Origin of the sequence: Nocardia sp. CA-135398, from assembly GCF_050955845.1 — a bacterium.
Classification (GTDB): Bacteria; Actinomycetota; Actinomycetes; order Mycobacteriales; family Mycobacteriaceae; genus Nocardia.
Window position 1 is genome coordinate 4,241,105 of record NZ_CP192084.1, and the last position, 25,165, is coordinate 4,266,269.

The window sequence follows — 25,165 nt, forward strand, 5'->3', positions numbered from 1 at the left end:
GCCGCATACGTCGTAGACCAACCACCCCAACCACACCGTTCTCGCCCGGCGCCTGCAGGGCTGCCTGCGCTGGCGCAACGCCAACGCTCGCCACCTCGAGGTTCTTGCAGCGCAACGACACACCTCGGAGATCAGGACGGAAACCTCGTCGCTCATCGAAGCCCGGGCTCATTCCACCGGCGGACAGCGGATTGCGCGAGTGTGTAACAACTGACGCGAACGTGCGGCATCCTTAGTTGACGAGGCGGTGGAGGGATAGGCACATGGACGTTCTCGTCGAATCAACTCAGCCGGGAGGCGCGGACGCACTCCGCGAGCTGAACTCCGAGCTACTGAACGATGCGCGGTGGCGCGGCCGGGTCACCCTGCTCGAAAAGCCCGCCCTCGAAGGCACTTTGGGACCGGTGCTGGAGGGCCTGCAGATCGTGCTACAGCCGCAGACACTGGTGCCGCTGGCCACCGCGTTGTTCGCCTTTCTGCGCGTCTATACCTCGGACATCGAGATCGGCATCAGGCGCACCGACAAGAAGACCGAAGTCACGTTGTCCGCCAAGCGGATCAAGCGGCTCAAAGATGCCGAGCTCCCTGCCGCGCTCGCCGAGCTGATCGGCCAACTCGACCCACCCGACAGCGACAACACCGAATCATGACCGGACTGAGCGGCGCAGGCACACGCGTTCTGCTCATCGGAACTGCACACACGGATAGCCCGAAGCTGTCCGACGTCCCGGCCGTGCGCACGTCGTTGGCGGATCTCGAACAGCGGCTGGTGGATTCGTGCGACATACCCCCGGCAAACATCCGAGTCGTCCTCGATCCGCCCGATCCGGTCATGCTGGATGCGGTCATCCGGGCCACTGCCGCCGCGGCGACCGATGTCCTGCTGATCTACTTCGTCGGGCACGGGCTGGTCGCGGCGGGCAACGAGCTGTTCCTCTCGACGGTGGCGACCGTTGACATCACCAAGAACCGCCCCGCCAGTCAGGCTTTGGAGTTCTCCGCCATTCCGGCGGCACTGTCCACGTCGACGGCGAGCACGGTGCTCGTGGTGCTCGACTGCTGCTACTCCGGCCGGGCCAGGCTCGGCTCCGATATCGCCGACGGCCTGCTGCTGGTGTCCGCGACGCCGTGGGGACCCGCGCTGGTCCGCGACGGCGCCGAGCACACCGTGTTCACCGGCGCGTTGTTGCAGGTCCTCGCCGCAGGCGATCCGAATGGCCCGCCGCTGACCACGCTCGCCCGCCTGACCGAGCTACTCGATCGCAAGCTGCATGACGCCGATCCCCATCAGCCCCGGATCGGCATCGAATTCCGCGGCAACGCAGGGCGACTGGTCATCGCGAACAACCATGCCCACCGACAACCGAAGCCAGAGCCGCCGCCGGATGCGGGCGCCGCCGACGCCGTCAACCCGTATCTCGGGCTGGCCGCGTACGAGAAGGGGGATGCGTCACGGTTTTTCGGGCGTGCTGAGACGACCGCCGCGCTGACCGCGGCCATCGCCGCGCGCGCCACCGACCTGATCGTGCTCACCGGCGCGTCCGGCGTCGGAAAATCCTCGATACTCGGCGCCGGGCTGCTGCCGCTGCTCGATAAGGGTAAGGAGCTCCCCGGCTCGGAGACATGGCGGCAAGTAGCGTTCGCGCCCGGCCCCGATCCGCTGGCGGCGCTGCGCACCGAATTGGCCGGGGCCCTTCGAATTTCCCAGGAGGCCGTCGACGACCTGCTCACCGACCCCACCCGGCTGCGCGAAACCTGCACCACGACACCGATTGCCGTGGTGGTCGACCAGTTCGAGGACGTGTTCACCCACCACCTCGCCGTTGCCGATGTCTTCATCGAGGAGCTGACGGCACTGGCCAGCGTCGCCCGGCTGACGGTGGTTTGCCTCCGATCCGACTTCCTCGGGCGCTGCCTGCGCTACCCGGCGCTCGGCCCGGCGGCCAGAGCGGCCGTCGAAGTGACACCGATGACGCCCGCCGATCTCCGCGCGGTGGTCGAAAAGCCAGCCGCGCAGGCCGGTTTCGTGGCGGGAGAGGACCTCGTCGAGATCATCCTTTCCGACGCGCTGCCGCGCTCGGGCCGCTCGGTGGAGGTATTGCCACTACTGTCGCACGCGTTGATGGAGACCTGGCAGGTGCGCCGGGGCCGGATACTCACCGCCGCCGACTACATCCGGGCAGGCCGCATCGACAAAGCGGTGACCAAGAGCGCCGACGCCGTATACGCCTCGCTCGACGCGGCGGGCAAAGCGGAAGCGCGCCAGCTGTTTCTGGCGTTGGTCCCGCTGGACGGCGAGCTGCAGCGCACCGGCCGGGTCGTCGCGCTGGACGATCTCCGACCTGACCCGCAGGTGCTCGACGTCTTTGTCCGAGCCCGGCTGCTCGGCATCGACCGAGGCGCCGTATTCCTCATCCATGACGCCCTGCTGGACGCCTGGAAGCTGTTGCAGGAGTGGATCGACCAGTATGGCGCGGGGATGCGGGAGCGACAGCGGGTCCGCAGCCGGGCCGCCGAGTGGCAGGCCCGCAGACACCCGAGCCTGCTGCTGTCCGGTCCGGCGCTGGATTCGGCGTTGCGGTTACGCGATAGCGGCGTTCGGCTCAACAAGCCGGAAGAGGAGTACCTGCACGCCAGCGAGGGCAGGCAAACGTTCACCAAACGCCTGAAATTCGGCGTGGCCATGGGTCTGGTGCTGCTCACCGTGTTCTCGGTGGCAAGCGGGATTCTCGCGATCGATCAGCGCAACCGGGCCCGCGCGAGCGCCGACGAGGCGGCCGTGCGTCAGTTGCAGCTGCTGGGGCAGGTCCATGCGGAGACCAATCCTCGTGCGGCACTGAGCTTTCAACTGGCCGCGGCGCGGATCGCGCCGAGTGATCGGAACCGCGCGGAGCTGGCAAGGGCCTTGGTCGGTAGCCCGTTCGGCGGTTCGGTCATCATGCCCGAATTCCAGGAGGCCGACGACGCCATCACAGCGGTGGCGCTCAGCCCCGACGGCGGTCTGCTGGCGGCCGCCGACGAGATCGGCCATGTGGCGCTGTGGCGGGTCGACGGCCACCAGCTGGCCAACGCTCCGGTCGGCAGATTCCGGGTCCGGCACGTGGACGATCTCCGATTCGACGCGACCGGCCGCACGCTCGTGGTATTCGGCGATGACTACGACAAGACGCGACCGGTCGACCAGCGTGAGCGCGATGTCCAGTGGTGGGACATCAGCGATCCGGCGCGGCCGGCCCTCGGCCGCGCCGACGGCGGTGGGACAGTCGCGTTGATCTCCGCCGACGGGACAGTCGGCGTCCGGAGAACGCTCGTCGACAACGCCTCCGTGACCACCCTGGTTCGCATCGGCGACCAGGTCACCGAGGTCGCACGACCAGACATGCCGGGCAATCTGCTCGGATTCAGCAAAGACAATTCGATGCTCGTAACCGGCGACGACACCGGGTACGTCCTGTGGGATACCCGCGATCTTGCTCTACCTGTGCAACTGGCGCGGTTTTCGACCGCCTTGCCGATCGAGACCGACCCGGCGTCGTTCATGATGATCACCGGCGGAACGCGGGAGTTCGCCTCGTTCAGCGCGGACAACCGCCTGGTCGCGCTCACCGGACGCGGGGCTCCGGTCACCCTGATAGACCTGGCCGACCGCACCCGGCCGACGGCAGTGCGCACCGTCTCCGACACGGGACCGACCGGGGTGATCCGGCCGAGCGCCACCCGAGCGGAATTCAGTCCGTCCGGACGCACGCTGACCGTCGGCGGAAGCGGTGCCGGCGTTCAAGTCTGGGACGTGCGTGACCCGCTGCACCCGCATGTCGAACGCAGCCTCGACACCGAACTGACGGGCCAGATCTGGTCACTGACCTATTCCGCGGACGGCCGCGCGCTGGTGTCCGGCGGGCGGGGCGGAAGGACGACCTTGTGGAATCTCGGCGGCGGCACCGGGATAGAGGTCGAGACCGAATTCGAAGCCCTCGGTGACGACGGGTACTTCAGCCCGGACGGCATGACACTGATCGTCGACCGTCAATCATCGCTCACGGCACCCGAGATGCTCGAGGTGTGGCGGCTGACCGATCCGCTGCACCCGGTGCGGGTCGGCCGAATACCCGAGCAGGCCAACGGAACCGCCGATGTGAGCATGGCGCGGGACGGTCATCTGGTCGCGGTGCGTGGCGCCGACGGCGCGACTGCACTCTGGTCGCTCGTAGACCCGACCGACCCGGTACAGGTCGGGTCGGTCGCGACGAATTCGGGGATCGGCCTGACCTATCCCAACACGCACACGATGACCGTGCGGATGGACCACGCGGGGACGACCCTGGCCGTCGAGCGGGAGAGCCGCTTCGGGTACGTCGTACAGCTGTGGGATATCACCGACCCGGCACGACCTCGGCAGCTCGACGAAATCCCGGTCGGCGGTTCTCCCAAACCCGTCTACACGGTGTCGCCGGATGGCCGGTTGCTCGCCGCGGTGACCGAATCGGACAGTACCGGTATCTGGGACATTCGTGGACGGGACAAGTCTCGGCTGCTCGCGGAACTGCCGGGGGCGGCCGGGCGCGTGACGGTCAGCGCCGACGGCCGCATGTTGCTGAAAACCAGCAGCTTTTCCGCCGACAACCCTGCCACCGAGGTCTACGACCTGACCGATCCCACAGTGCCGGAGCTACGAGAAGCGACCCAGCGGGTGCTCAATTCGTCCGCCTTCAACCTGGACCCGCGGATACTCACTATGGCGCTGGGCCGCGACGTCATGCTCGCGCCGACCGACAACATGGACAGCACCGTGGTGCTCCGCGGCCATCTGGGCACCGTGGACGCGCTGCGGTTGCGGCTGGACGGGTATCTCGTCTCGCGCGATCCGCGCACCGTCCGGGTCTGGGATGTCCGCGGCGCGCTGACGACGTTGCTCGATCCGGAAGCGGCAGCCTGCCAACGGCTCGGCACGGCGATCTCCGAAAAGGACTGGAAGTACTACGCGCCGAACCTGCCCTACGACAACGTCTGTCGCTGACGCCAGGGCGTCACTGGCGGACGATGTGTTCCGTCCGCATCGAGTCCTTCACCTGGCCGATGGTGAGTTCGCCGAGCGCGACGCGCTGGCGATCGAGCGCTCATGGCCGAAGCTGCCGCCGAACTTTCGGGCCCGTCACATACCCGGTGACTACCTCGCAGAACGTAGACCTTGTGCGAGGTGCTCAAAAGCTATGCGGGCAGAAGCTTTTCGACGGCACCGGTCGGACCTCGCGATGGACCTTCGGGCGCTAGCACTGCTCGGTCAGTTGCTGGGTGCCGGTGATGCGGAGCAGTTCGAGTGCCGAGGCGGCGGGGGTGTCGGGTGCGGCGGAGTACACGACTACGGCTTGGTCGCTGTCGGGGACGAACAGCGCATCGCAATCCAGGATCAACCGCCCGACCTCGGGGTGATCGATGGTCTTGGTGGCGCTGCGCCAGTTCCCGGTGCTCCCTTCGCGCCACAGCCGCTCGAATCGCGCACTGCGCGAACGTAGTTCGGCGAGGAGACGAGCCAGGTCCGGATCGTCGGGATAGGCCGCCTTCGCGCTGCGCAGCGAGCTGACCCAGGATTCGGCGGCCGCCTCGGCCTCGGCCGGTGTGAAGACCACGCGGGAGGGTTCGGCGCCGAGGAAGGACTGCCAGATGATGTTGCGTCGGGCGGGCGACCATGCCGAGAAGTCCCCGAGCAAGGCCGCGGCCATCGAATTCCAAGCCAGCACATCGGCTTTCGCGGAGATCACCAGCGCGGGCAGATCCGCCATTCGATCCAGCAGTCGCAGCACGCTCGGTCGCACCACCATATTGATGCGACCTTCCTGCGGTGGCGCGGAACCGGCCAGCCGGAACAACAGGTCGCGTTCGGGGTCGGCGAGCCGCAGGGCGCGGGCGAGTGCGCCGAGCACCGCAACCGACGGTCGCGGTCCGCGCCCCTGTTCGAGCCGGACCACATAGTCGACGCTGACACCGGCCAGTTGCGCGACCTCTTCGCGCCGCAGCCCCGGCACCTGGCGGCGCGAACCGCTGGGCAGCCCGACATCGCGCGGCCGCACCCGGGCCCGCGCCTGCCGCAGCAGCTTGGCGAGTTCGGCGCGATCCATGCCTCGATGATGCCGCAGCGCGCGGGCGCCGGGGTGGTACCGCCGGTCCCAGGAGTTATCGGCCCTGGAGCCGGATGAGGATGGCAGGCCAGGGTCGAGTCATGACCGATACGACAACAGCGCTGGTGACCGGGGCGAACAAGGGGATCGGCCGCGAGACGGTCCGACGGCTGGCCGAACTCGGCTGGCAGGTATTCCTCGGCGCCCGCGATGCGGAGCGAGGTAAGGCGGCCGCGGCCGAACTCGCCGAACAGGGATTGAACGTCGAACTCGTCCAGCTGGATGTGACTTCGGTCGAATCGATCGCGGCCGCCGCCGAGACCATCGCGGGCCGGACGCGGCATTTGGATGTGCTGATCAACAACGCCGGTATCGGCGGTACGCGGGCCACTCCAGCCGATACCGTGGCGGCCGATTTCCGAAATGTCTTCGAGACCAACGTTTTCGGGCCGGTGCAGGTGACCCATGCCTTTCTCCCGCTACTGCGCGCGGCCACCAACCCGCGCATCGTGATGGTGTCCAGCGGCATCGGTTCGATTGCCGTCACTTCCGATCCGAGCCGGATCGAATCGCAGATCCTCGGGCTGGTCTATCCGTCCTCGAAGACCGCGCTGAACATGATCACCACGCAGTACTCGCGCGAACTGCCGCAGATGCGGGTCAATGCCGCCGATCCCGGTTACACCGCAACGGATTTGAACGCGAACTCAGGCCATCAAACGGTCACCGAGGGCACCGATGCCATCGTGCATCTCGCCACCATCGGTCCCGACGGCCCGACCGGCGGCTTCTTCAATCGCCTCGGCCCGGTGGCCTGGTGAGCGCCCGACCTATTTCCGTTCGTGACACGCCCACTGCCCGTCTTCGCCACAGACGCAGATGTAGGGCCCCTGGATCTGAGTGTCCCCGACCTGACAGTCCTGCGTCGGCCCTGACGGCGGCGGTTGGGCCACGGCAAGGGAACGGCCACCACGGCGAGGCTCCCGAATACCGCGACGAGCGTGGCTGCGAACAGGTGGTTCACCCTGATGCGCATGGGTTGCTCCCCAGTCGACAGCTGGTCCGCCGCGAACGGCGAACACATCCCATTCGCCCATACCGACCGGTCGCTACCAATGGATTCAGCGTGCTCCGCCGTTGACGTACAACGTCTGGCCGCTGACGTAGGACGCCTCATCACTGGCCAGAAATGCGATCACCGCGGCGACCTCCTGCGGCTGCCCCACTCGGCCGAGCGGAGTCCGTTCGGCCGCGGCCTTCTGGTGGTCCTCGGCAGTGAGCCCGACCCGGTCTGCGGTCGCGGCCGTCATCGCGGTGGCGATGTAGCCGGGCGCGACGGCATTGACATTGATGTTGTACGGCCCGAGCTCGAGAGCGAGCGTCGCGGTCAGGCCCTGGATGCCCGCCTTCGCGGCGGCGTAGTTCGCCTGGCCGCGATTGCCGAGCGCCGAGCGGCTGGACAGCGAGACGATCTTGCCGTAGCGCTGGGCGACCATGTACTCCTGTGCCACCTGGGTGCAGTGGAAGACGCCGGTGAGATTGACCGTGAGCACCGCATTCCAGTCGTCCTCGGAGAGCCGGAAGAACAGATCGTCGCGGGTGATGCCAGCATTGTTGATCAGAATGTGCGGCCCGCCGAGATCGGTTGCGATTTCGGCGAATACGGATTCCACCGACGCACGGTCGGTGACATCGCAGACATAACCGCGGGCCACGCCGCCCGCCGCGACGATCTGTTCGGCGGTGTCCTCGGGCGCATTGCGGTCGAGCGCCGCGACCTGTGCGCCCTGGGCGGCGAGCACCTGCGCGGTGGCCGCGCCGATACCCTGTGCCGCGCCGGTGACAACGGCGATCCGGTCGGTGAATCTGGTCATCGAACGTCCTCCTCGGGAGTTTGCTACGGCGGCCATCAGAATGCGCTGACTCCGGTCAGCGCACGCCCGATCAGCAGCTTCTGGATTTGACTCGTGCCCTCGTACAGGGTCATCACCTTGGCATCGCGCAGATATTTACCGACCGGAAATTCGTCGATATAGCCATAACCGCCGAAGACCTGCAGTGCCCGGTCGGCCGCGCGCACCGCGGCCTCGCTCGCGAACAATTTGGCCTTCGACGATTCGACGGCGAATTCGGCACCGCGGTCGATCAGGTCGGCGACGCGCCACACCAGGAGCCGGGCCGCGTCCACGTCGAGGGCGATATCGGCGAGCAACTCCTGCACCAGCTGGTGCCCGGCGATCGGCTTGCCGAATTGTTCACGCTCGGTTGCATATCCGACGGCGGCGTCGAGGCAGGCCTGTGCGATACCCACACAACCGGCGGCCACCGACATCCGGCCCTTGGCCAACGCCGCCATCGCGACGGTGAAACCCTTGCCTTCGTCGTGCAACCGGGCGCTGTCGGGAACCCGGACGCCGTCGAGCACAATTTCGGCGGTGGCCTGTCCACGCAATCCGAGCTTGCCGTGGATGGTTCGGGCGGTGAAGCCGGGGGAATCGGTCGGGACCAGGAATGCGGTGATGGCGCGATGTCCTTCGCCGCCGGTACGTGCGAAGACGAGGGCGACATCGGCCCAGGTGCCGTTGGTGATGAACATCTTGGTCCCGGACAGCACCCAGTCGTCACCATCGCGGACCGCGCGGGTGCGCAATTGTGCCGCGTCCGAGCCGGTTCCTGGTTCGGTGAGGCAGAAGCAGCCGAGTGCGGATCCCGAGGTCAGGCGCGGCAGCCAAGTGCGCTTGTGCTCCTCGGTGCCGTAGTGGTCGATCGACTTGGCGACCAAACCCAAAGAGACCGAGACGATTCCGCGCACCGCGGAGTCGCCGCGTCCGAGTTCCTCCAGCACCAGACAGTAGCTGAGATGGTCGCCGCCGCTGCCGCCGTACTCCTCGGGGATGGTCAGGCCGAGGAAGCCGACTTCACCCAATTTGCGCACGATCGCCATATCGACGGATTCGGTCCGGTCCCACTCCCTCGCATGCGGCGCGATCTCGCGGTCGACGAATTCGGCGGCCAGGCGCTTGGCGGCGGCCTGTTCGTCGGAGAGTTCCAGGTTCATCGCGACTCCGGGGGCAAGGAAACTAACAGTGAAAGTTTCTTGTATGCTAACCACCGATAAACTAACAATGCAAGTTTGAGGTTGCGGGTATCCGCCATGCGACACTGGATTGATCGACCAGGAGGTTTTCGTGGGAAGACCCCGCCGCCCCTTACTCAGTCGCGACCGCATCGTGTCGGCCGCGCTGGATCTGGTGGATGCCGAAGGGCTGGAGGCGGTTTCGATCCGCCGCCTCGCCAACGAACTCGGTGTGCAGGGCCCATCGCTCTACAACCATGTGGCAACCAAGGACGATCTGCTGGACGCGATGGTCGATGCCGTACTCGGCCAGATCGACCTGTCCATGTTCACCGATATCTCGGATTGGCGGGTGGCACTGCGCGATTGGGCCAGGTCGTATCGGGCCGCTCTGGCGGCGCATCCGAAGGTGGTGCCCGCACTGAATCAGGGCATGGGCCGACGGCCGAATGCATTGCGGCAGGCCGATGCGGTCTTCGGGGGTTTGGTCGCGGCGGGTTGGCCGCGACGGGAGGCCACCCAGGTGGGTGCGCTGATGCGGTTCTTCGTCACCGGGTCGACGCTGGGCTCGTTCGCGGGTGGATTCCCGGAGGACGCGGCGGTCTATCGCGGAAATTATCCGCATCTGGACGAGGCGCATCTGCTGTCGGGGCGGCAGCGCGATATCGATGACGCCGCCTTCGAAACCGGATTGAGTGCGTTGCTGGACGGCTTGTCGTTGCGGTTCGAGGCGCTGGAGAGTGCGGCGGGCTAGCGCGCGGCCAGCCAGTCCGGGAATCCGGTCAGCTCATCCAGGACGAAATCCGCTCCCGCCGTGCGCAATTGGTCGGCATCGCAGGGGCCGGTGGCGACCCCGAGCGCGTACACGGCGGCCGCTCGCGCCCCGCGCATATCGCCCTCGTGATCGCCGACGAACAGGGCCGCGCCGTGCTCTCGCAATGCCGCCGCCTTGCCGTCGGACCACAGATCGCCGACCACCTCATCGATGCGCCACCCGAGTTCGGCCACGTGCAGCCGGGCCAGCGGTTCGTGCTTCCCGGTCACAATGAGCACCCGTCCGCCGCGGGCGCGGACGGCCTCCAATGCGGCATCGGCCCCGGGCATGGCCGGAATGTAGGGCACGATCGATGGATAGATCTCGCGATAGCGCGTCACGAGTGCCGCAATGAGCTCCGCGGGCGCACCGGCGTCGGCCAGCAGCATCGCCAGCGGCGGGCCGAGTCGGTCGGCCAACTCGGCCCCGCGCAACGGTAGGTCGAACTCAGTGGCCAACTGCTCGATCGCCTTGCACACACCCGGCCGGGAGTCGATCAGCGTCATATCGAGGTCGAATCCGACGGTCCAGGTCATCCCATGACTCTATCGCCGACGCCGGATCGGCCGCGCGACAGCACCGGCGGTTAACCAAACCGGGCACGGCGAAGATCAATCAGGGGGAACATTTCCGCAGGCGGCACGAAAAGCCGGTCGCCGACCTTACAGTTGACCGACGAGCGAACGGCTACGGTCTGCATCGCGGAGGACGAGATGACGAGCCAGCGCCAGCCACTGACCGTGGGCTCGATATTCGGGCACTACCGGTTGGATCGACTGCTCGGACGCGGCGGCATGGGCGAGGTCTACCAGGCCTACGACCTGCGCAAGCGCCGCAGTGTGGCGATCAAGGTGCTGCTGGAAGGGCTCGCGCAGGACGAGGGGTACCGCGAGCGGTTCCAGCGCGAGGCCGATGCGGCCGCGCGACTGCGCGAACCGCATGTCATCCCGATTCACGATTACGGCGAGATCGACGGCCGCCTCTACATCGATATGCGCCTGGTGGACGGTGCCAGCCTGCCATCGGTATTGCAGAGCACGGGACCGATGCCCGCGCCGCAGGCGGTGGCGGTGATCCGCCAGATCGCGTCGGCACTGGACGCGGCACATGCCGAAGGGCTGGTCCACCGTGACGTCAAACCGGACAATATTCTGCTCACACCGGATGGTTTCGCCTATCTGGTCGACTTCGGTATCGCGCATTCGGATGCCGACCACGGGCTGACCACCCACGGTGCGGTGATCGGCTCGTTCAGCTATATGGCGCCGGAGCGGTTCCGGGCCGAGCACACCACGCCCGCGGTCGATGTCTACTCGCTGGCATGTGTGCTCTACGAATGCCTCACCGGCGCACGGCCGTATCGGGGCAGCACCGACGCCGAGATCATCAGCGCGCATCTGTTCGAGCCGGTGCCGCGACCGAGCACGAGCCGGCCGAATGTGACGCCCGCACTCGATACCGTCATCGAGCGCGGTATGGCCAAGAACGTGCGCGAACGCTATCGGGCGGCAGGGGACCTGGCACATGCGGCGGAGGCGGCGCTGACGGGTGCGGGCGCGGTTACCGAGGGACACACCGTGGTGTCCGCGACCGATGATCGAACCGCGAATAGTGAAGTAGCACAAGGCGGCTCACTCGACACCGCCACTCGTGACGACCTGTCGGCCGTTGCCCCGAAACCCGATACGGAGCGATCCGATGTCGAGCAGCCCGATGCGCGGGAACCAGGTGCCGAACGGCGCCGCCGACGCCGGGTGCTGACCGCGCTCGTCCTGGCGCTCGCTGCCGTAATCGCCGCCGGGGCCGGATTCGGAGCCTGGACCTTGCTCGCCGATCGCAAAGGCACCGCGGTCGCCGACGCCACCGCATTGCGCGACGCGGATATCGATCTGCTGAAGATCGTCGCCCAGGCCGGCCGCAAGCGATCCACCTGCCAGCATGAGCAGCCCGACACCTCCACCACTGTCGCGGTCATTTTCTGCCCGGATCACCCCGCGGCCAGTGAGTCCGCGGTCCGATACATGCGGTTCCGCAATCTCGACGCATTGCGCGCTTACTACAGCCTCCTGATCCGCACCTTCCAAGCCACGAACTGCCCGGGTGACCCCGCCGGGGTGGATGGGCCGGTGATCTACGAAGGCAAGGAGATCGGCCGCAAAGCGTGCGTCGCCAACCGCGCCGAGTCACCGGATGCGCCGAAACCATCCCTGATCGTCACCGATGAGGCTCAGCTGGCACTGGCCTTCTTCATCTGGCCGTCACCGAGCGATCAGCCTCGACGCGACTACCTGGCCAAGGGCGCCGCGACCCAGTTCCTGAGCGGCGAAGCCGCCCGTGACCCGGACTTCTTCACGCCCGAGGACCGGGCGGTCCTCGCGGCCCTCGGCCGCGGCTTCGGTCCGGGGAACTGTCAGCACATGTCGCCGCCCGGCGGCACGGTGAACGCCGCCATCGCCTGCAGTACACCGCCCGACTCTCCCGCCGCCCTGTTCTTCGGATTTCCGGACAGTCAGTCGGCCGCCGCCGTGTACCGCGCCGATATCGGGGTGCTCGGCGGACACCGCTGTGGTGGTAGTGGCGGGGGCGCCGACGAAGTCTGGCAGAAGGGGAACGAACAGATCGGCCGATTCTTCTGCTTCCTGGACAACGATCCGGATATCGGCACCAGGACCTGCCTGATCGCTGTGCACGACGCCGCCCACCTGATCTCCCAGTTCTGTACGTTGGTACCGGAAAACCCGCTTCCCGGACCGAAAACCGAAGCCGAACTGTTGAACTGGTTCGATAAGCACGCGCGCTAGATATGCGGCATTACGCCGAAGGTGAATTCGGTATCGCCGATACGGATCGTCACACCATCGGTGAGCGCAGCCCCGTCGATGACCCGAACCCCGCCGACGAACACACCGTTGGAGGACATCAGATCCTTCAGCACGCACGTCACCCCATTGCTGACGATGACGGCGTGATGGCGGCTGACCTTGCCGTCGTCGAGCACGATGTCGTTATCGGGCAGTCGGCCGATGCGGGTGAACGGGCCGGTGATCGGGAAGGTCTGTCCGCTCGAATCCCGCAGGTAGGCTTGGGATCCGGGCGCTATCAGGTCGACGACGGTGGTGGCGCGCAGTGCGGATGCGACGGCATCGGCGGGCGGGGTGAGCGGTTCCTGGCGCAGCATCTTGGCTTCGAGTTCGCGTATCGAGGCCACCGGATCGATGCCGAGTTCGTCGGCGAGCGTCGTCCGCAACCGGCGCAGCGCCTCGAGTGCGTCGCTCTGTCGACCGCTCACATACAGCGCGGTGATCAGCTGCTCCCACAGCGGTTCGCGCAACGGATACCTATCGGCCAATTCGACCAGCTCGGCGATGACGCCGTCGGCCCGGCCCTGCGCGATCTCGGCCTGGGCGCGGGCCTCGATAACGCCGATCCGCTCGTCGTCCAGGGCGGTGGCGAAGGCATCGGCGAAGCCGAGGCCCTGCAAATCCGCCAGTGCGGTGCCGCGAAACTGCGCCAGCGCGCTGGCGAGCACTTCGCTCGCCACCGAGAACCGGCCAGCGGCCATGGCCCGCAAACCGGATTCCTTGCGCGCGCGGAACCGCTGGACATCACACCTGTCCGCGGGCACCGTGATCCGGTATCCGGTGCCTGCGCGGGAGAGGATGGTGCGCGCGTCGAGTCCGGCATCCCGCAACGGCTTTCGCAGATTCGACACGATGGTGTGCAGGCTGATCCGGATATCCGGCGGCGGATTCTCCTCCCATACCGCCTGCGCCAGCGCCTCCGTCGACACCGGACGGTTCGCGTTCACCACGAGATATGCCAAGACAGCGCGCTGTTTGACACCACCGAGCGGTTGCTCCACCCCATCGATCGTCACCTGTACCGGTCCGAGTACCCCGAATTCCGCCCGCATATCAGACATCCCCCTGTCCTCCCGTTCTCGAAATAACCATCGAGCGCCACGACCCCGCCGTTTCCGGTATCAATCGTGGCAGCGGGTACCGCGTTCGGGGACCACGCCGTGCAGAAGAAGTATCAGACGATCGCGCATGTCGCGCATCCGCCACCGGTAGCGTTGACGCGGCGGACGGGGAGAGAGGGCGCCAGATGTCAGTCGATCCGCTGCGGTCCACGGCCTCGACCTAGGTGGCGAAACCGGACCGGAGCTGCCGTTCGTCTATGTCTTCGGGCGGTCGCTGCACGCGGTATCGATATTCGGGGCGAATGTCTTTCCGGAGACGGTGACGATCGGGCTGGAACAGCCGGGTGTCAGCGAATGGGTGACCGGGAAGTTCGTGCTGGAAGTGTGGGAGAACGCCGATCACGACCGGACGTTGCGCGTCACGGTGGAACTGGTCCCCGACGAACCGAATAGCCCCGAACGCACCCGACGCGTCGCCGAATCGATTCGCGACGAATTGCTGCGCCGCAATAGCGAATACGCGCATTACGTTCCGCCCGAACGTCACCTGCCGCATGTCGAACTACGCCCCACCGGCGATCCGGACTACTTCCCGATCGGCGTGAAGCACCGCTACACCCGCTGAGCGCGCTATTCCTCGGCGCGGAACTGGGCGCGCTTGTAGTCGCCGTATGGTTCGTCGCGTTCGCGCACGGCCTCGCGGAAACCCACCGTGGCCGAACGCAGTTGGAAGGCATAGCCCTCGCGTGTATGCCGGGAGATCCCGTCGAATACCGTGCTGATCATCGCCGAATTCGTCACGCCCTGCGAATGCAGGGCCGAATTGAGCGCCAGTTTGGCCATCATCAACTGGTTGATCGGCATGCGCGCGATGCGTGCCACCAAAGCCTCGGTGCGCTCGTCGAGTTCGTCGGCCGGACACGATTCGACCGCGAGGCCCCATTCCTCGGCCTGCTTTCCGCTGATGCAGTCACCGGTGAACAGCAGCCGCTTGGCGCGTTGATCGCCGAGGCGATGCGCCCACATGCCCGCCGCCGGAATGCCCCATACCCGAGTGGGCGGGTAGCCGATTTTGGTGTCGTCGGCGCAGATGATCTGGTCGGAGTAGAGCGCGATATCGGTGCCGCCCGCGATGGCGAAGCCGTGCAGTTTCGCGACGGTCGGCTTGTTCGCGTTCATCAGGCTGGCGAAACCGCGGTTGAACCGGCTCATCATGGCGTAGTCGATCATCGGATCCCAAGTGCCCCAGGGATTGTGATTGACCGCCTGCACCACCGGATCGGCCACGGTGCCGGTGGTGTCGATCGTGCCGTCGACACCGTGGCTGCCGTGTTCGGCGAACATATCCAGGTCGTAGCCGCCGCAGAAACCCTTGCCGCGCCCGGACACCAAAATGACATGCACCCGCGGATCCAGATCGGCCCGCTCGACCGCGTGCGCGAGATCGACCGGGGTATCCGGGGTGATCGTATTGCCCTTCTCCGGGCGGTTGAAGGTGATGCGCGCGATGCGCCCATCGCGCTCATAGGTCAACGTGCGGTACTCGCGTTCGCCGCCGGGCTCGGGGCGATCGCGCCACGGCGAATCGGGTACCTCCGTCCAGTTCTCGTACCAGGCTGCGGGGCGGGTGCCCGCATGGTTCGAAAAGGGTTCGCTATCAGGCTGATTCACGTGGAACTCCCGGTGCACTCGATGCCGTATTCGCGGCAACGGTGCTACCACGCCACCGGGTGGTCGATGCATCGTTGCGCTCGATGCCACCGTAGCGAACCGGGATGAGCTCAGACCCCGGGTGTCGGACTGTCGTCGGGGAAGGAGTGATGTTCGTGCGCCACAACCCACCGTCCGTACTGCTTGCGCAGGCCGAAGGTGATGCGCAGGCGCTTGGCCGGGTCGCGGGCGAAATCCTCCGCGGTGCCGCACAGCAGCAGTGCGTGCGCGAATGCCACGTCTGCACCCGCCTGCACCTCCAGTGAGACGATGTCGAATGTGGCACCCGATGCCTGCCATTCGAAGAAGCCGGGCCAGGTGTCCCGATAGGCATCGATGCCGCGCACACCTTCATTCGGCGGCGGCACATCGAACATCACGATATCGTCGGCGTGATCGGTGAGCACACCTGCCAGATCGCCGGTATGCACCGCCGCCGCCCACCGCTCGATCAGGATCCGGATCTGCTTCTCGTCATCGGACATATCGGGTCGTCGTCCTCTCCGGCCCGGCCGCGAGGGTGTGCGCCGTGGCTCTTACCAAGAGAGCGTGCCGAATTCGCCTCGGGGACGCAATGACTCGGAATGCATTCGTGCAAAATCCCAATGGCGAATTTCGCGCCGGTTACTCGTCGGCAGAAACCGTTGAGTCAGTTATGGTCGAGGTCGCGAGGGTCGAGCGTTTACGGCCGTAGCCCAGGTAGACCGCAATGCCGACGAGCACCCAGACCGCGAAGCGCACCCAGGTGAGCCCGTCCAAGGTGGTTGCCAGCAGTACGCAGCCGATCAGCGCGAGAATCGGCACCAGCGGCACCAATGGGGTGCGGAACGGTCGTTCCCGATTCGGTTCCAGCTTTCGCAGCACGAACACTCCGACACAAACGACAGCGAATGCCGACAGCGCGCCGATATTCACCAATTCCACGACGATATCGATGGGCAGCAGACCGGCGATGGTCGCGCACACGACGCCGAGCAGCAGCGTCAGCCGGACCGGAGTGGCCCGCTGACCGGTCTCGGCGAGACCGCGCGGCAGCAGTCGGTCGCGGCACATCGCGAACATCAGCCGTACCTGTGCGTAGACGATCAGCAACAGGCCCTTGGTGAGTGCGATGATCGAGGCGATCACGATGACATTGCCGATCCAGCCGATGTGCATATTCCCGAAGGCGGTCGCGATCGGCGAGGCGTTGTTCAAGGTGGCGAACGGTGCGATGCCGGTGAGTACGGCGCTGACCAGTGCGTAGAGCAGAGTGGCGATGAGAACCGTGCCGATGATCGCGAACGGGATATCCCGGCGCGGGTCGCGCGCCTCCTCGGCGGATGCGGCGACCACGTCGAATCCGAGGAACGCGAAAAAGGCGATGGCGGCGCCGCCGATGATGCCGCCGAATCCGAACGGCGCGAACGGAGTCCAATTGCCGATATCGACATGCGGTGCACCGATCGCGACGACCAGGACCAGCACGCCGATGGTCACCGCGACCAGGGCCTTGGTGATCCGGGCCGTCAGCGTGACCTCGCCGACCAATACCGCGACGATGACGCCGATGATGAGTACGGCGGGCAGATTGACGATGCCGCCCTCGGACGGGCCCGCCGTGATCGCGGTGGGCAGGGTGATGCCGAACATGGAGTCCAGCGCCGACACGACGCTGCCCGACCAGCCGATCGCCACGGCCGCGCCCGCGATCACGAATTCGAGCAGCAGATTCCACCCGACCAGGAAAGCCGGACCCTCGCCGAGGGTGGCGTAGGTGTAGGTATAGGCGCTGCCGGACACCGGCACCATGGCAGCGAGTTCGCTGTAGCAGAGCGCGACCAGCACGCAGACGGTTCCGGCCAGCAGGAACGACAGCACGATCGACGGCCCGGCCTTCTCGGCGGCGGCGACACCGGTGATGACGAAGATGCCCGCGCCCACAATCGTGCCGACACCCATGGCCGTGAGATCGATACGACCCAGACTGCGCTTCAGGGTCGGCGCCCCGGCCTGGTTCGTCGCGGAGTCGGGCAGGCGGCGGCGCCACCGGGTTGGGCTGGTCATGAACTCCCTTACTGCGTGCTCCGACTCCGGCCGACCGCCGGAGTCGGCTATCCATTGTGGTCGGCCGAGTTGGCGGGGTCGACGCCGGGGCGATCACCAAGCAATCCATCGGCGCGAATGCGCAGTGCGCAGTCACGCACCGTGTGTACCACCGCGACGCACGCAATCCAGCACACAACGCAATCACCGGGCAAGCGATACTTGGACGGCCGATCACCATGTAACGGCGGCGGCAGATATCGAGAGAAACCAGCCCTCAGCGCATTCTCGAAAGCGGGCGACTAGACGTTACTGGAGATAACAGGTAATGTTGGGGAGCGGTCGGGCGAGGGTGCCCGGGTGAGAGCAGACGAAACGGATTACCTCAATGACGCGGCATGTCGACGTACTGATCATCGGCGCGGGCCTGTCCGGCATCGGGATGGCGTGCCATCTCACCCGCGAGCAGACCGGACGCAGCTATACGATCCTGGAACGCCGTACCGCCATCGGCGGAACCTGGGATCTGTTCCGGTACCCGGGCATCCGTTCCGACTCCGACATGTTGACCTTCGGCTTCGGCTTCCGTCCCTGGATCGGCACCAAGGTGCTCGCCGACGGGCCGCACATTCGCCAATACATCGAGGACACCGCGGCGGAATACGGCGTCACCGAACACATTCGGTTCGGACGCAAGATGACCAAGGCCAGCTGGTCGAGCGAGGCCGAACTGTGGACCGTCGAGGCGCTCGACGAGCAGACCGGTGAGACCGAGATCTACACCAGCAACTTCCTCGTCGGCTGCACCGGCTACTACGACTACGACAACGGGTACCGCCCACAGTTTTCGGGCGAGGCGGACTTCCGGGGGCAGATCGTGCACCCGCAGCACTGGCCCGAGGGACTGGATTACCGCGGCAAGCGCGTCGTAGTGATCGGCAGCGGCGCGACCGCGATCACGCTGATTCCGGCAATGGCCGACGACACCGCGCACATCACCATGCTGCAGCGCTCGCCCACCTACATCACCGCATTACCCGCCGATGACCCGGTCGCGGTCGGTATGAAGTACGCGCGGGTACCGGAGAAGCTCGCCTACCGGGCGGGCCGGGCGCGCAATATCGCGTTGCAGCGGGCCAGCTTCCAGCTTTCGCGCACCAATCCCGAGTTGTCGAAGAAGCTGCTGCTGGCCGCGGTGCGGATGCAACTGGGCAAGCAGATCGATATGCGGCACTTCACGCCGTCGTACAACCCGTGGGACCAGCGGCTGTGCGTCGTCCCGAACGGTGACCTGTTCAAGGTGCTGCGCAGCGGTAAGGCATCGATCGTCACCGATCACATCGACCGCTTCACCGAAACCGGTATTCGGCTGGTATCCGGGGAGGAACTGCCCGCCGATATCGTGATCAGCGCGACCGGTCTCACCGTGCAGATCCTGGGCGGCGCGGCACTCGAGGTGGACGGCGAGCCGGTATCGACCCGCGAACATGTGGTCTACAAGGGCACCCTGCTCGACGGCATTCCCAACGCGATGCTGGTCCTCGGCTACACGAACGCCTCGTGGACGCTGAAGGCAGATCTGGCCGCCGAATACTTCTGCCGCGTCCTCAACCACATGAAGGCGCACGGCTACACCAAGGTCGTCGCGATCGCCGAAGACGCCGACCGCTCCGATCAATCACTGATGGGCGGCGCCCTGACCTCCGGCTATATCCAGCGTGGCGACGGCGTCATGCCCCGCCAGGGCGCCCGCGGCCCCTGGCAGGTCATCAACAACTACTTCCGTGACCGCGCACTACTACGCAAGGCGCCGCTGGAGGACGGGGTACTCACCTTCGACGGGGCTGTTAGTGCCGCCCTGCCCGGCCGCAAGCCGAGAGGTCAGGCGCGTAAGCGGATCGCCTAGGAGCAGGCCTGCAGCGGGAGAAAGGCTTGCGGCCGTTTCTGTCGCCGATGCCGCGACCCCCCGCGTTCCGAGCCTGAACTACGCCGTTCGCGCAAGACAATGGCAAGAGCTGGCGGACAATGTCTTTCATCTCGACCCGGCTTCGGCGGCCCTCGAGGCGATGCTGGCGGGACGGCGCACAGAGCAGTCGGCAAATTACTGTGCCGCGAGGGTCTTGAACGATCTAGTTCACGGGTCGAGGCGTGCAGGCCGCACACGATGCGGCGATCCTGAAGGCGACTCTGCTGGCCCGTGAACGAGGCCAGGTGCGATGGATTGCCGGTGGGCGGTGCGCATGCGTGCCGCGTGGGATCGCTTCGAGAACTGCACATCCGCTGAGATATCCGGCATACGGGCGAATCAGGTTGGGGACAAGAGGGTTTCGGCGACCGTCCGCATGTGGGCGAGGTAGGTGGCGCGGGCGCGTGGGGTGGCGTCTGCACGAGTGAGGGTGCCGCGGGTCAGGGCGTAGCCGATGGTTTCGGCGATGACTCGTGGCGGGACGGTGGGGGAGATGCGGCCCGCGACATCGAGGCGTTCGAGGTAGCGGGTAAAGCGACGGATGGGACGTTCGGCGATTTCCTCGGCGAGCACGGCGACTCGGTCGTCGACAGCGCCGCGTTCATCGATGAGGCGCAGCATGGGTCCGGCATTGCGGACCGCGGCGGCGAAGGCATCGATGGTGGCGGCGAGCATCACCCGGGGATCGTCGGTATCGATATCGGGCTCCTGAGCGGCCAGAAAATCGTCGCGGACCTGGGCGGCGAGGGCAAGGAAGATTTCGTCCTTGGAGGCGAAGTAGACATACATCGTCGCGCGGGAAACGCCTGCGGCGGCGGTGATATCGGCGACGGTCGTCTTGTCGTAGCCGCGCTCGGCGAAGACGCGGGCGGCGGCATCGAGCAGTGCGCGATGCCGGTCGGTATGGGACCTTTCCCGCGCCGCGCGCACCGACCAGCCTGCCTGTGTCATGGATTCATCGTCGTTGACATTGACGTCAATGTCAAAGCAGACTGGCGGCATGCGTGTGGTTGTGGCGAATAGGGGTGAGGTGGCGGTCCGGGTGATCCGGGCAGCCCGCGAGCGGAATGACTCCACCCTCGCGCTCTATACCGATGCAGAGGCGGCAACCCTGCCGGTGCGTCTGGCCGATGACGCGATCCGACTGCCGGGCGTCGGAGCCGCCGCCTACCTCGACATCGCCGCCGTCGTCGCCGCGGCACAGCGCGCCGGAGCCGATGCGCTGGTGCATCCCGGTTACGGATTCCTCAGTGAGAGCGCCGATTTCGCGGCAGCGTGCGCGGCGGCCGGCCTGATATTCGTCGGGCCGTCGCCCGAGGTGCTGCGCATTTTCGGCAATAAACTGTCGGCACGCGACGCCGCACGACAGGCGGGAGTCCCGGTGCTGCCCGCAACTGCCGTCGGCGCGGACCTGGCGGAAATTTCCGCGTTCTTCGCCGACCACCCCAGTGGTGTGATGCTCAAGGCGGCGGCCGGCGGCGGTGGACGAGGTATGCGTGCGGTCCACGCAGCCGACAAACTCGCCGATTCACTCGACCGCTGCCGCGCCGAAGCCCGCGCCGGTTTCGGCGACGACACCGTCTACGCCGAAGCGCTGGCCGCCGAAGCGCGCCACATCGAGGTTCAAATAATCGCGGACGGACACCGCGCCATCACCCTCGGCGACCGCGACTGCAGCATCCAACGCCGCCACCAGAAACTCATCGAAATCGCCCCGGCCCCGAATCTTCCTGCCGCCCTTCGACAACGCCTCCATCGGGACGCGATTCGCATAGCCGAATCGGTCTCCTGTCGCGGCGTGATCACCGTCGAATACCTGGTCACCGCCACCGACGCCTGGTTCCTCGAGGTCAACCCGCGGCTCCAGGTCGAACACACCGTCACCGAGGCGGTCACCGGCGTGGACCTGGTGGCAGTCCAACTCGACCTGGCCCGCGGCGCTACGCTGCAAGAACTTCCTCTCGGTGATCGTGTGCCGGTCGCGATGCGCAGCGATCGCGTTGGTCCAGCCGGAGCGGATGACGCCGTGGCGAATGGCTTTGTCGGCGACGGGCTTTCGGGTGTTCGGGGGTTTGCGGTGCAGGCGCGAGTCAATGCCGAGTCGGTGACCGCCGGTGGGGAGTTTTTGCCGAGTACAGGTGTATTGACGGAATTCGCCGCGCCGACCGGCGTGGGGGTTCGGGTGGATACCGCGGCGTTCACAGGGATGCGGCAGGGGGCGCAGTTCGATTCATTGCTGGCGAAGATTATTGCGCAGGCACCGACGTATTCGGCTGCGATCCGGCGGTGTTCGGATGCGTTGGCCGAAACCGTGATCGCGGGTGTCGATACCAACGCCAGTCTGTTGCGTGCGGTGCTGGATCAACTCGCCGATGGGGTCAGCGTGTCGACTTCCTGGTTCGAGCAGAACATCGGCGAATTTCGCAGTCGGGCAGATGATTACGCGTCCGCTGTGGCCCAGCCGGGTGGCTCGGTAGCAGGAGATTCGGCGCATGTGCTCGCTGAGCATCGAAACCCTACGGAAGCGGATCCGACGGCGAGCGGCGCTGCCGAGGCAGCGCTCGAAGACGACGAGCAGGGCATGCGGTCGCCGTTGGGCGGCACCGTCGTGAGTCTGGCGGAGCCCGGGAGCGTTGTTCCGGCCGGTGCGGAAGTCGTTGTGCTCGAGGCAATGAAGATGCAGCACGTACTGCGTGCCGAGCAGCCGCTGCGGGTTTCGCGTCATCTGGTGGCACCGGGCGCGACGGTCGACCCGCATGTGTCGCTGCTCACCTGGATTCCAGCCGACCATGACGGTCCGGCCGCCGATATCGAGGCGATCGACCTGGATACCGTGCGTGCAGATCTGGCGGAGGTGCGGGAGCGCCACCGGATCGGACTCGACGCGGGCCGCCCGGCCGCCGTCGCGAAAAGACACAATCTGGGCCGCCGGACGGCCCGGGAGAACATCGCCGACCTCGTGGACGACGACAGCTTCCTCGAATACGGCGCGCTCGCCGTCGCCGCACAGCGACTCCGGCGCAGCCCCGAGGATCTGATCGCCAACACCCCCGCGGACGGCCTGATCGGCGGTACCGCCACCATCAACGCCGACCGATTCGGCGCGGAAGCCGCACGCGCACTGGTCATGTCCTATGACTACACCGTGCTGGCCGGGACCCAGGGCATGCGCAATCACGCCAAAACCGATCGCATGCTGGAACTCGCACACGAACAGCGCCTTCCCGTGGTGTTCTTCACCGAGGGCGGCGGCGGACGACCGGGGGATACCGACTACTCGGGTATCTCCGGCCTGGATGTGACGACATTCCGCGCGATGGGCGCACTCTCGGGTCGAGTTCCGTTGGTGGGCATCGTCTCCGGACGCTGCTTCGCGGGCAATGCGGCGCTGCTCGGCATGTGCGATGTGGTCATCGCGACCCCGGATGCCAATATCGGGATGGGTGGACCGGCAATGATCGAGGGCGGCGGACTCGGCGTCTACGCACCCGAGGACATCGGCCCCATCGACGTCCAACGCCGCAACGGTGTCGTACACATCGTCGCCGACGACGAGGCCGAGGCGGTCGACGCGGCCCGCCGCTATCTCTCGTATTTCCAAGGGCCACTGCAGGATTGGACGGCACCGGATCCGCGCCTCGCCCGCCACGTGGTGCCGGAGAATCGGCTGCGCGCCTTCGATATCCGCGAGGTCATCGCAGCGGTCGCCGACGTCGACTCGGTCCTGGAACTGCGTCGTGACTGGGGCGTTGGTGTAGTTACCGCGCTCATTCGCGTGGAAGGCCGCCCCTTCGGTCTCATCGCCAACGACTGCCAGCACCTCGGCGGCGCGATCGACGCACCCGCCGCCGATAAGCTCAGCGCATTCCTGCAACTCTGCGATTCCCACGGCCTGCCGATCGTATCCCTCTGTGACACACCGGGTTTCATGGTCGGCCCGGAGGCGGAGAAGCAAGCGACCGTCACCAAGTTCAGCAAGCTGTTCATCGACTCCGCCGCACTCACCGTCCCACTCGGCACCGTCATCATCCGCAAGGGCTACGGCCTCGGCGCGCAGGCGATGGCGGCAGGCTCGTTCCGGGCCCCACGTTTCGTAATCGCCTGGCCCACCGGCGAAATCGGCGGTATGGGCCTGGAGGGTGCGGTCCGCCTCGGCTTCGCCAAGGAGCTCGCGGCCATCGAAGCTCCCGATAAACGCCAGGAAGCCTTCGACAACCTCGTCCAACTCGCCTACGCCAACGGCAAGGCCCTGACCGCCGCCACCGTCCTGGAACTCGACGATGTCATCGACCCGGCCGACACCCGGCGGTGGATCCGCACCCTGCGCTGAACCTTTAGACCGCTACGCCTGGGCGATGGCGTTGGTCATCGCGTCGACGAGATTACGGGCACGCAGGTCCGGTACGCCTTCGATGATGTAGTTGGTGACGTAGGCGAAGGCGATGTCGGTATCCGGATCGGCGAAGGCGAGGGAGCCGCCGCGACCCGCATGGCCGAAGGCGTTCGGGCCGCCAAGTGGGAAACCTTCGGTAGGGAGCATGTATCCGGTGGCGTAGCGGTTGGGCAGCATTAGGACGCGGTCGATGCCGGCGGTTTGTTCGCGTGTTGCGGCGGCGCGTGTTGCGGCGGTCAGCAGGCGGGTGCCGTCGACCTCGCCGATGGTCGTCGCGTAGAGCCGGGCGAGGCCGCGCGCGGTGCCGATGCCATTGCTGGAGGGGATTTCGGCGGCGTGCACCGCGGGGTCGTTGTAATCGATGTCGGCCGGATCGGTGACCTCGAAGGCGCGGTTGACCAGTGCCTGCGGATCACGCATCGCGGCAACCATCGGCCGGAATTCCGCCGGGATCAACTCGTCCGGGACCGTCGCCAGATCAATCTTGGGCGCGAACACGAGTCGGCTGACGCGATGCCGTTCGGACTCGGGCAAGCCGATGAAGAAGTCGATACCGAACGGTCCGGCGATATCCTCGGCCAGAATCCGCCCGACGGTGCGCCCCGTCGCCCGCCGGACAACCTCACCGACGAGCCAGCCGAACGTGCGCCCGTGGTATCCGTGCGCGGTGCCGGGCTGCCAGTTCGGTGTCTGCGCGGCGAGCGCTTGCACCATCGGCTCCCAGGCCAGCGCATCCGCCAGCGGCACCGGCTTGTCCAGTGCCGCAAGCCCCGCCTGATGGGTCAACAACCAGCGCACCGGGATATCGCCCTTATCCGCCGCCGCGAACTCCGGCCAGTACCGCGCGACCGGCGCGTCCAGGTCGAGCTCACCGCGCTGAGCAAGAAGATGCGCGACGGTCGCGGTGACACCTTTGGTCGCCGAATAGACCAGCTGCATCGTGTCCCGCTCCCACGGCCGCTCACCCTCCGGATCGGCCAGCCCACCCCACAGATCCACCACCGGCTGCCCATTCCGGTACACCGTCACCGCCGCACCGACATCCCCCCGTTCGGCGAAATTCGCCGCGAATACCTCGCGTACCGCCTCGAACCCGGACGCAACAACTCCATCGATCACCATGTGCCCCAGCATGTCACGCAT

The 25,165-nt window shown here is 66.5% G+C and carries 18 protein-coding genes; 8 read left to right on the top strand and 10 right to left on the bottom strand.

Translation table 11 applies throughout. The annotated features are described in order from the left end of the window. Window positions 1-263: 263 nt before the first annotated feature. Window positions 264-650: an effector-associated constant component EACC1 gene (locus tag ACQP1T_RS18465; protein ID WP_433761802.1), complete on the top strand. Its 387-nt coding sequence runs from the start codon at window positions 264-266 to the stop codon at window positions 648-650. After that, entirely contained in the window at window positions 647-5,017 is a 4,371-nt protein-coding gene (locus ACQP1T_RS18470; RefSeq protein ID WP_433761804.1) for a caspase, EACC1-associated type, read from the top strand. The genes ACQP1T_RS18465 and ACQP1T_RS18470 overlap by 4 nt, the downstream gene beginning before the upstream one ends. 250 nt (window positions 5,018-5,267) lie before the next feature. On the opposite strand, the gene ACQP1T_RS18475 is transcribed toward ACQP1T_RS18470, so the two are convergent. After that, complete coding sequence (locus ACQP1T_RS18475; RefSeq protein ID WP_433761805.1) at window positions 5,268-6,116, bottom strand: helix-turn-helix transcriptional regulator; 849 nt, start codon at window positions 6,114-6,116, stop codon at window positions 5,268-5,270. Between the two features lie 101 nt (window positions 6,117-6,217). On the opposite strand from ACQP1T_RS18475, the gene ACQP1T_RS18480 reads away from it, so the two are divergent. After that, entirely contained in the window at window positions 6,218-6,937 is a 720-nt protein-coding gene (locus ACQP1T_RS18480; RefSeq protein WP_433761806.1) for an SDR family oxidoreductase, read from the top strand. A 300-nt stretch (window positions 6,938-7,237) separates the two neighbouring features. On the opposite strand, the gene fabG is transcribed toward ACQP1T_RS18480, so the two are convergent. Both fabG and ACQP1T_RS18490 read right to left on the bottom strand, forming a co-directional pair. Next, on the bottom strand, window positions 7,238-7,990 hold the full coding sequence (fabG, locus tag ACQP1T_RS18485; RefSeq protein WP_433761808.1) for a 3-oxoacyl-ACP reductase FabG: 753 nt from the start codon (window positions 7,988-7,990) through the stop codon (window positions 7,238-7,240). A 35-nt stretch (window positions 7,991-8,025) separates the two neighbouring features. Next, window positions 8,026-9,174 carry an acyl-CoA dehydrogenase family protein gene (locus tag ACQP1T_RS18490; protein WP_433761809.1) on the bottom strand — a complete coding sequence of 383 codons (1,149 nt, stop codon included), beginning with the start codon at window positions 9,172-9,174 and terminating at the stop codon, window positions 8,026-8,028. 130 nt (window positions 9,175-9,304) lie between these two features. On the opposite strand from ACQP1T_RS18490, the gene ACQP1T_RS18495 reads away from it, so the two are divergent. Next, window positions 9,305-9,946 carry a TetR/AcrR family transcriptional regulator gene (locus tag ACQP1T_RS18495; protein ID WP_433761811.1) on the top strand — a complete coding sequence of 214 codons (642 nt, stop codon included), beginning with the start codon at window positions 9,305-9,307 and terminating at the stop codon, window positions 9,944-9,946. Here the strand turns inward: ACQP1T_RS18495 and ACQP1T_RS18500 are convergent. Continuing rightward, a complete protein-coding gene (locus ACQP1T_RS18500) occupies window positions 9,943-10,542 on the bottom strand; it encodes an HAD family hydrolase (protein ID WP_433761812.1) in 600 nt (199 codons plus the stop codon). The two genes, ACQP1T_RS18495 and ACQP1T_RS18500, sit on opposite strands and share 4 nt — an antisense overlap. 177 nt (window positions 10,543-10,719) lie before the next feature. Between ACQP1T_RS18500 and ACQP1T_RS18505 the strand changes: the two genes are divergently transcribed. Then, the gene (locus tag ACQP1T_RS18505) at window positions 10,720-12,807 is read left to right on the top strand and encodes a serine/threonine-protein kinase (protein ID WP_433761813.1); all 2,088 of its coding nucleotides are present in this window, start codon (window positions 10,720-10,722) and stop codon (window positions 12,805-12,807) included. Here ACQP1T_RS18505 and ACQP1T_RS18510 read toward each other — a convergent pair. Further along, complete coding sequence (locus tag ACQP1T_RS18510) at window positions 12,804-13,928, bottom strand: BTAD domain-containing putative transcriptional regulator (RefSeq protein ID WP_433761815.1); 1,125 nt, start codon at window positions 13,926-13,928, stop codon at window positions 12,804-12,806. The two genes, ACQP1T_RS18505 and ACQP1T_RS18510, sit on opposite strands and share 4 nt — an antisense overlap. Window positions 13,929-14,247: 319 nt before the next feature. On the opposite strand from ACQP1T_RS18510, the gene ACQP1T_RS18515 reads away from it, so the two are divergent. After that, window positions 14,248-14,553, top strand: coding sequence for a hypothetical protein (locus ACQP1T_RS18515; protein WP_433761816.1), 306 nt, complete (start codon window positions 14,248-14,250; stop codon window positions 14,551-14,553). Window positions 14,554-14,558: 5 nt separating this feature from the next. On the opposite strand, the gene ACQP1T_RS18520 is transcribed toward ACQP1T_RS18515, so the two are convergent. The 3 genes from ACQP1T_RS18520 to ACQP1T_RS18530 all read right to left on the bottom strand — a co-directional run bounded on the left by ACQP1T_RS18520 (window position 14,559) and on the right by ACQP1T_RS18530 (window position 17,684). After that, complete coding sequence (locus ACQP1T_RS18520) at window positions 14,559-15,599, bottom strand: crotonase/enoyl-CoA hydratase family protein (protein ID WP_433761817.1); 1,041 nt, start codon at window positions 15,597-15,599, stop codon at window positions 14,559-14,561. Between the two features lie 110 nt (window positions 15,600-15,709). Next, window positions 15,710-16,123 (bottom strand): YybH family protein, encoded by a 414-nt coding sequence (locus ACQP1T_RS18525; RefSeq protein WP_433761818.1) that lies wholly within the window; start codon window positions 16,121-16,123, stop codon window positions 15,710-15,712. 139 nt (window positions 16,124-16,262) lie between these two features. Beyond that, entirely contained in the window at window positions 16,263-17,684 is a 1,422-nt protein-coding gene (locus ACQP1T_RS18530; protein ID WP_433761820.1) for an APC family permease, read from the bottom strand. Window positions 17,685-18,051: 367 nt separating this feature from the next. Between ACQP1T_RS18530 and ACQP1T_RS18535 the strand changes: the two genes are divergently transcribed. Continuing rightward, window positions 18,052-19,569 (top strand): flavin-containing monooxygenase, encoded by a 1,518-nt coding sequence (locus tag ACQP1T_RS18535; protein ID WP_433761822.1) that lies wholly within the window; start codon window positions 18,052-18,054, stop codon window positions 19,567-19,569. Between the two features lie 399 nt (window positions 19,570-19,968). Here the strand turns inward: ACQP1T_RS18535 and ACQP1T_RS18540 are convergent, their stop codons facing one another. Further along, the gene (locus tag ACQP1T_RS18540) at window positions 19,969-20,580 is read right to left on the bottom strand and encodes a TetR/AcrR family transcriptional regulator (RefSeq protein ID WP_433761824.1); all 612 of its coding nucleotides are present in this window, start codon (window positions 20,578-20,580) and stop codon (window positions 19,969-19,971) included. Window positions 20,581-20,629: 49 nt separating this feature from the next. On the opposite strand from ACQP1T_RS18540, the gene ACQP1T_RS18545 reads away from it, so the two are divergent. Continuing rightward, window positions 20,630-23,959, top strand: a complete 3,330-nt coding sequence (locus ACQP1T_RS18545; RefSeq protein WP_433761825.1) for a carboxyl transferase domain-containing protein — start codon at window positions 20,630-20,632, stop codon at window positions 23,957-23,959. A 12-nt stretch (window positions 23,960-23,971) separates the two neighbouring features. On the opposite strand, the gene ACQP1T_RS18550 is transcribed toward ACQP1T_RS18545, so the two are convergent. Continuing rightward, window positions 23,972-25,144: a serine hydrolase domain-containing protein gene (locus ACQP1T_RS18550; RefSeq protein ID WP_433761826.1), complete on the bottom strand. Its 1,173-nt coding sequence runs from the start codon at window positions 25,142-25,144 to the stop codon at window positions 23,972-23,974. Window positions 25,145-25,165: the final 21 nt, after the last annotated feature.

Coding starts and splice junctions, on each gene's coding strand:
- ACQP1T_RS18510 (WP_433761815.1), bottom strand. CDS start 13,928: ATGTCTGATATGCGGGCGGAATTCGGGGTACTCGGACCGGTACAGGTG.
- ACQP1T_RS18550 (WP_433761826.1), bottom strand. CDS start 25,144: ATGGTGATCGATGGAGTTGTTGCGTCCGGGTTCGAGGCGGTACGCGAG.
- ACQP1T_RS18530 (WP_433761820.1), bottom strand. CDS start 17,684: ATGACCAGCCCAACCCGGTGGCGCCGCCGCCTGCCCGACTCCGCGACG.
- ACQP1T_RS18545 (WP_433761825.1), top strand. CDS start 20,630: ATGCGTGTGGTTGTGGCGAATAGGGGTGAGGTGGCGGTCCGGGTGATC.
- fabG (WP_433761808.1), bottom strand. CDS start 7,990: ATGACCAGATTCACCGACCGGATCGCCGTTGTCACCGGCGCGGCACAG.
- ACQP1T_RS18535 (WP_433761822.1), top strand. CDS start 18,052: ATGACGCGGCATGTCGACGTACTGATCATCGGCGCGGGCCTGTCCGGC.
- ACQP1T_RS18470 (WP_433761804.1), top strand. CDS start 647: ATGACCGGACTGAGCGGCGCAGGCACACGCGTTCTGCTCATCGGAACT.
- ACQP1T_RS18505 (WP_433761813.1), top strand. CDS start 10,720: ATGACGAGCCAGCGCCAGCCACTGACCGTGGGCTCGATATTCGGGCAC.
- ACQP1T_RS18500 (WP_433761812.1), bottom strand. CDS start 10,542: ATGACCTGGACCGTCGGATTCGACCTCGATATGACGCTGATCGACTCC.
- ACQP1T_RS18465 (WP_433761802.1), top strand. CDS start 264: ATGGACGTTCTCGTCGAATCAACTCAGCCGGGAGGCGCGGACGCACTC.
- ACQP1T_RS18540 (WP_433761824.1), bottom strand. CDS start 20,580: ATGACACAGGCAGGCTGGTCGGTGCGCGCGGCGCGGGAAAGGTCCCAT.
- ACQP1T_RS18480 (WP_433761806.1), top strand. CDS start 6,218: ATGACCGATACGACAACAGCGCTGGTGACCGGGGCGAACAAGGGGATC.
- ACQP1T_RS18475 (WP_433761805.1), bottom strand. CDS start 6,116: ATGGATCGCGCCGAACTCGCCAAGCTGCTGCGGCAGGCGCGGGCCCGG.
- ACQP1T_RS18525 (WP_433761818.1), bottom strand. CDS start 16,123: ATGTCCGATGACGAGAAGCAGATCCGGATCCTGATCGAGCGGTGGGCG.
- ACQP1T_RS18490 (WP_433761809.1), bottom strand. CDS start 9,174: ATGAACCTGGAACTCTCCGACGAACAGGCCGCCGCCAAGCGCCTGGCC.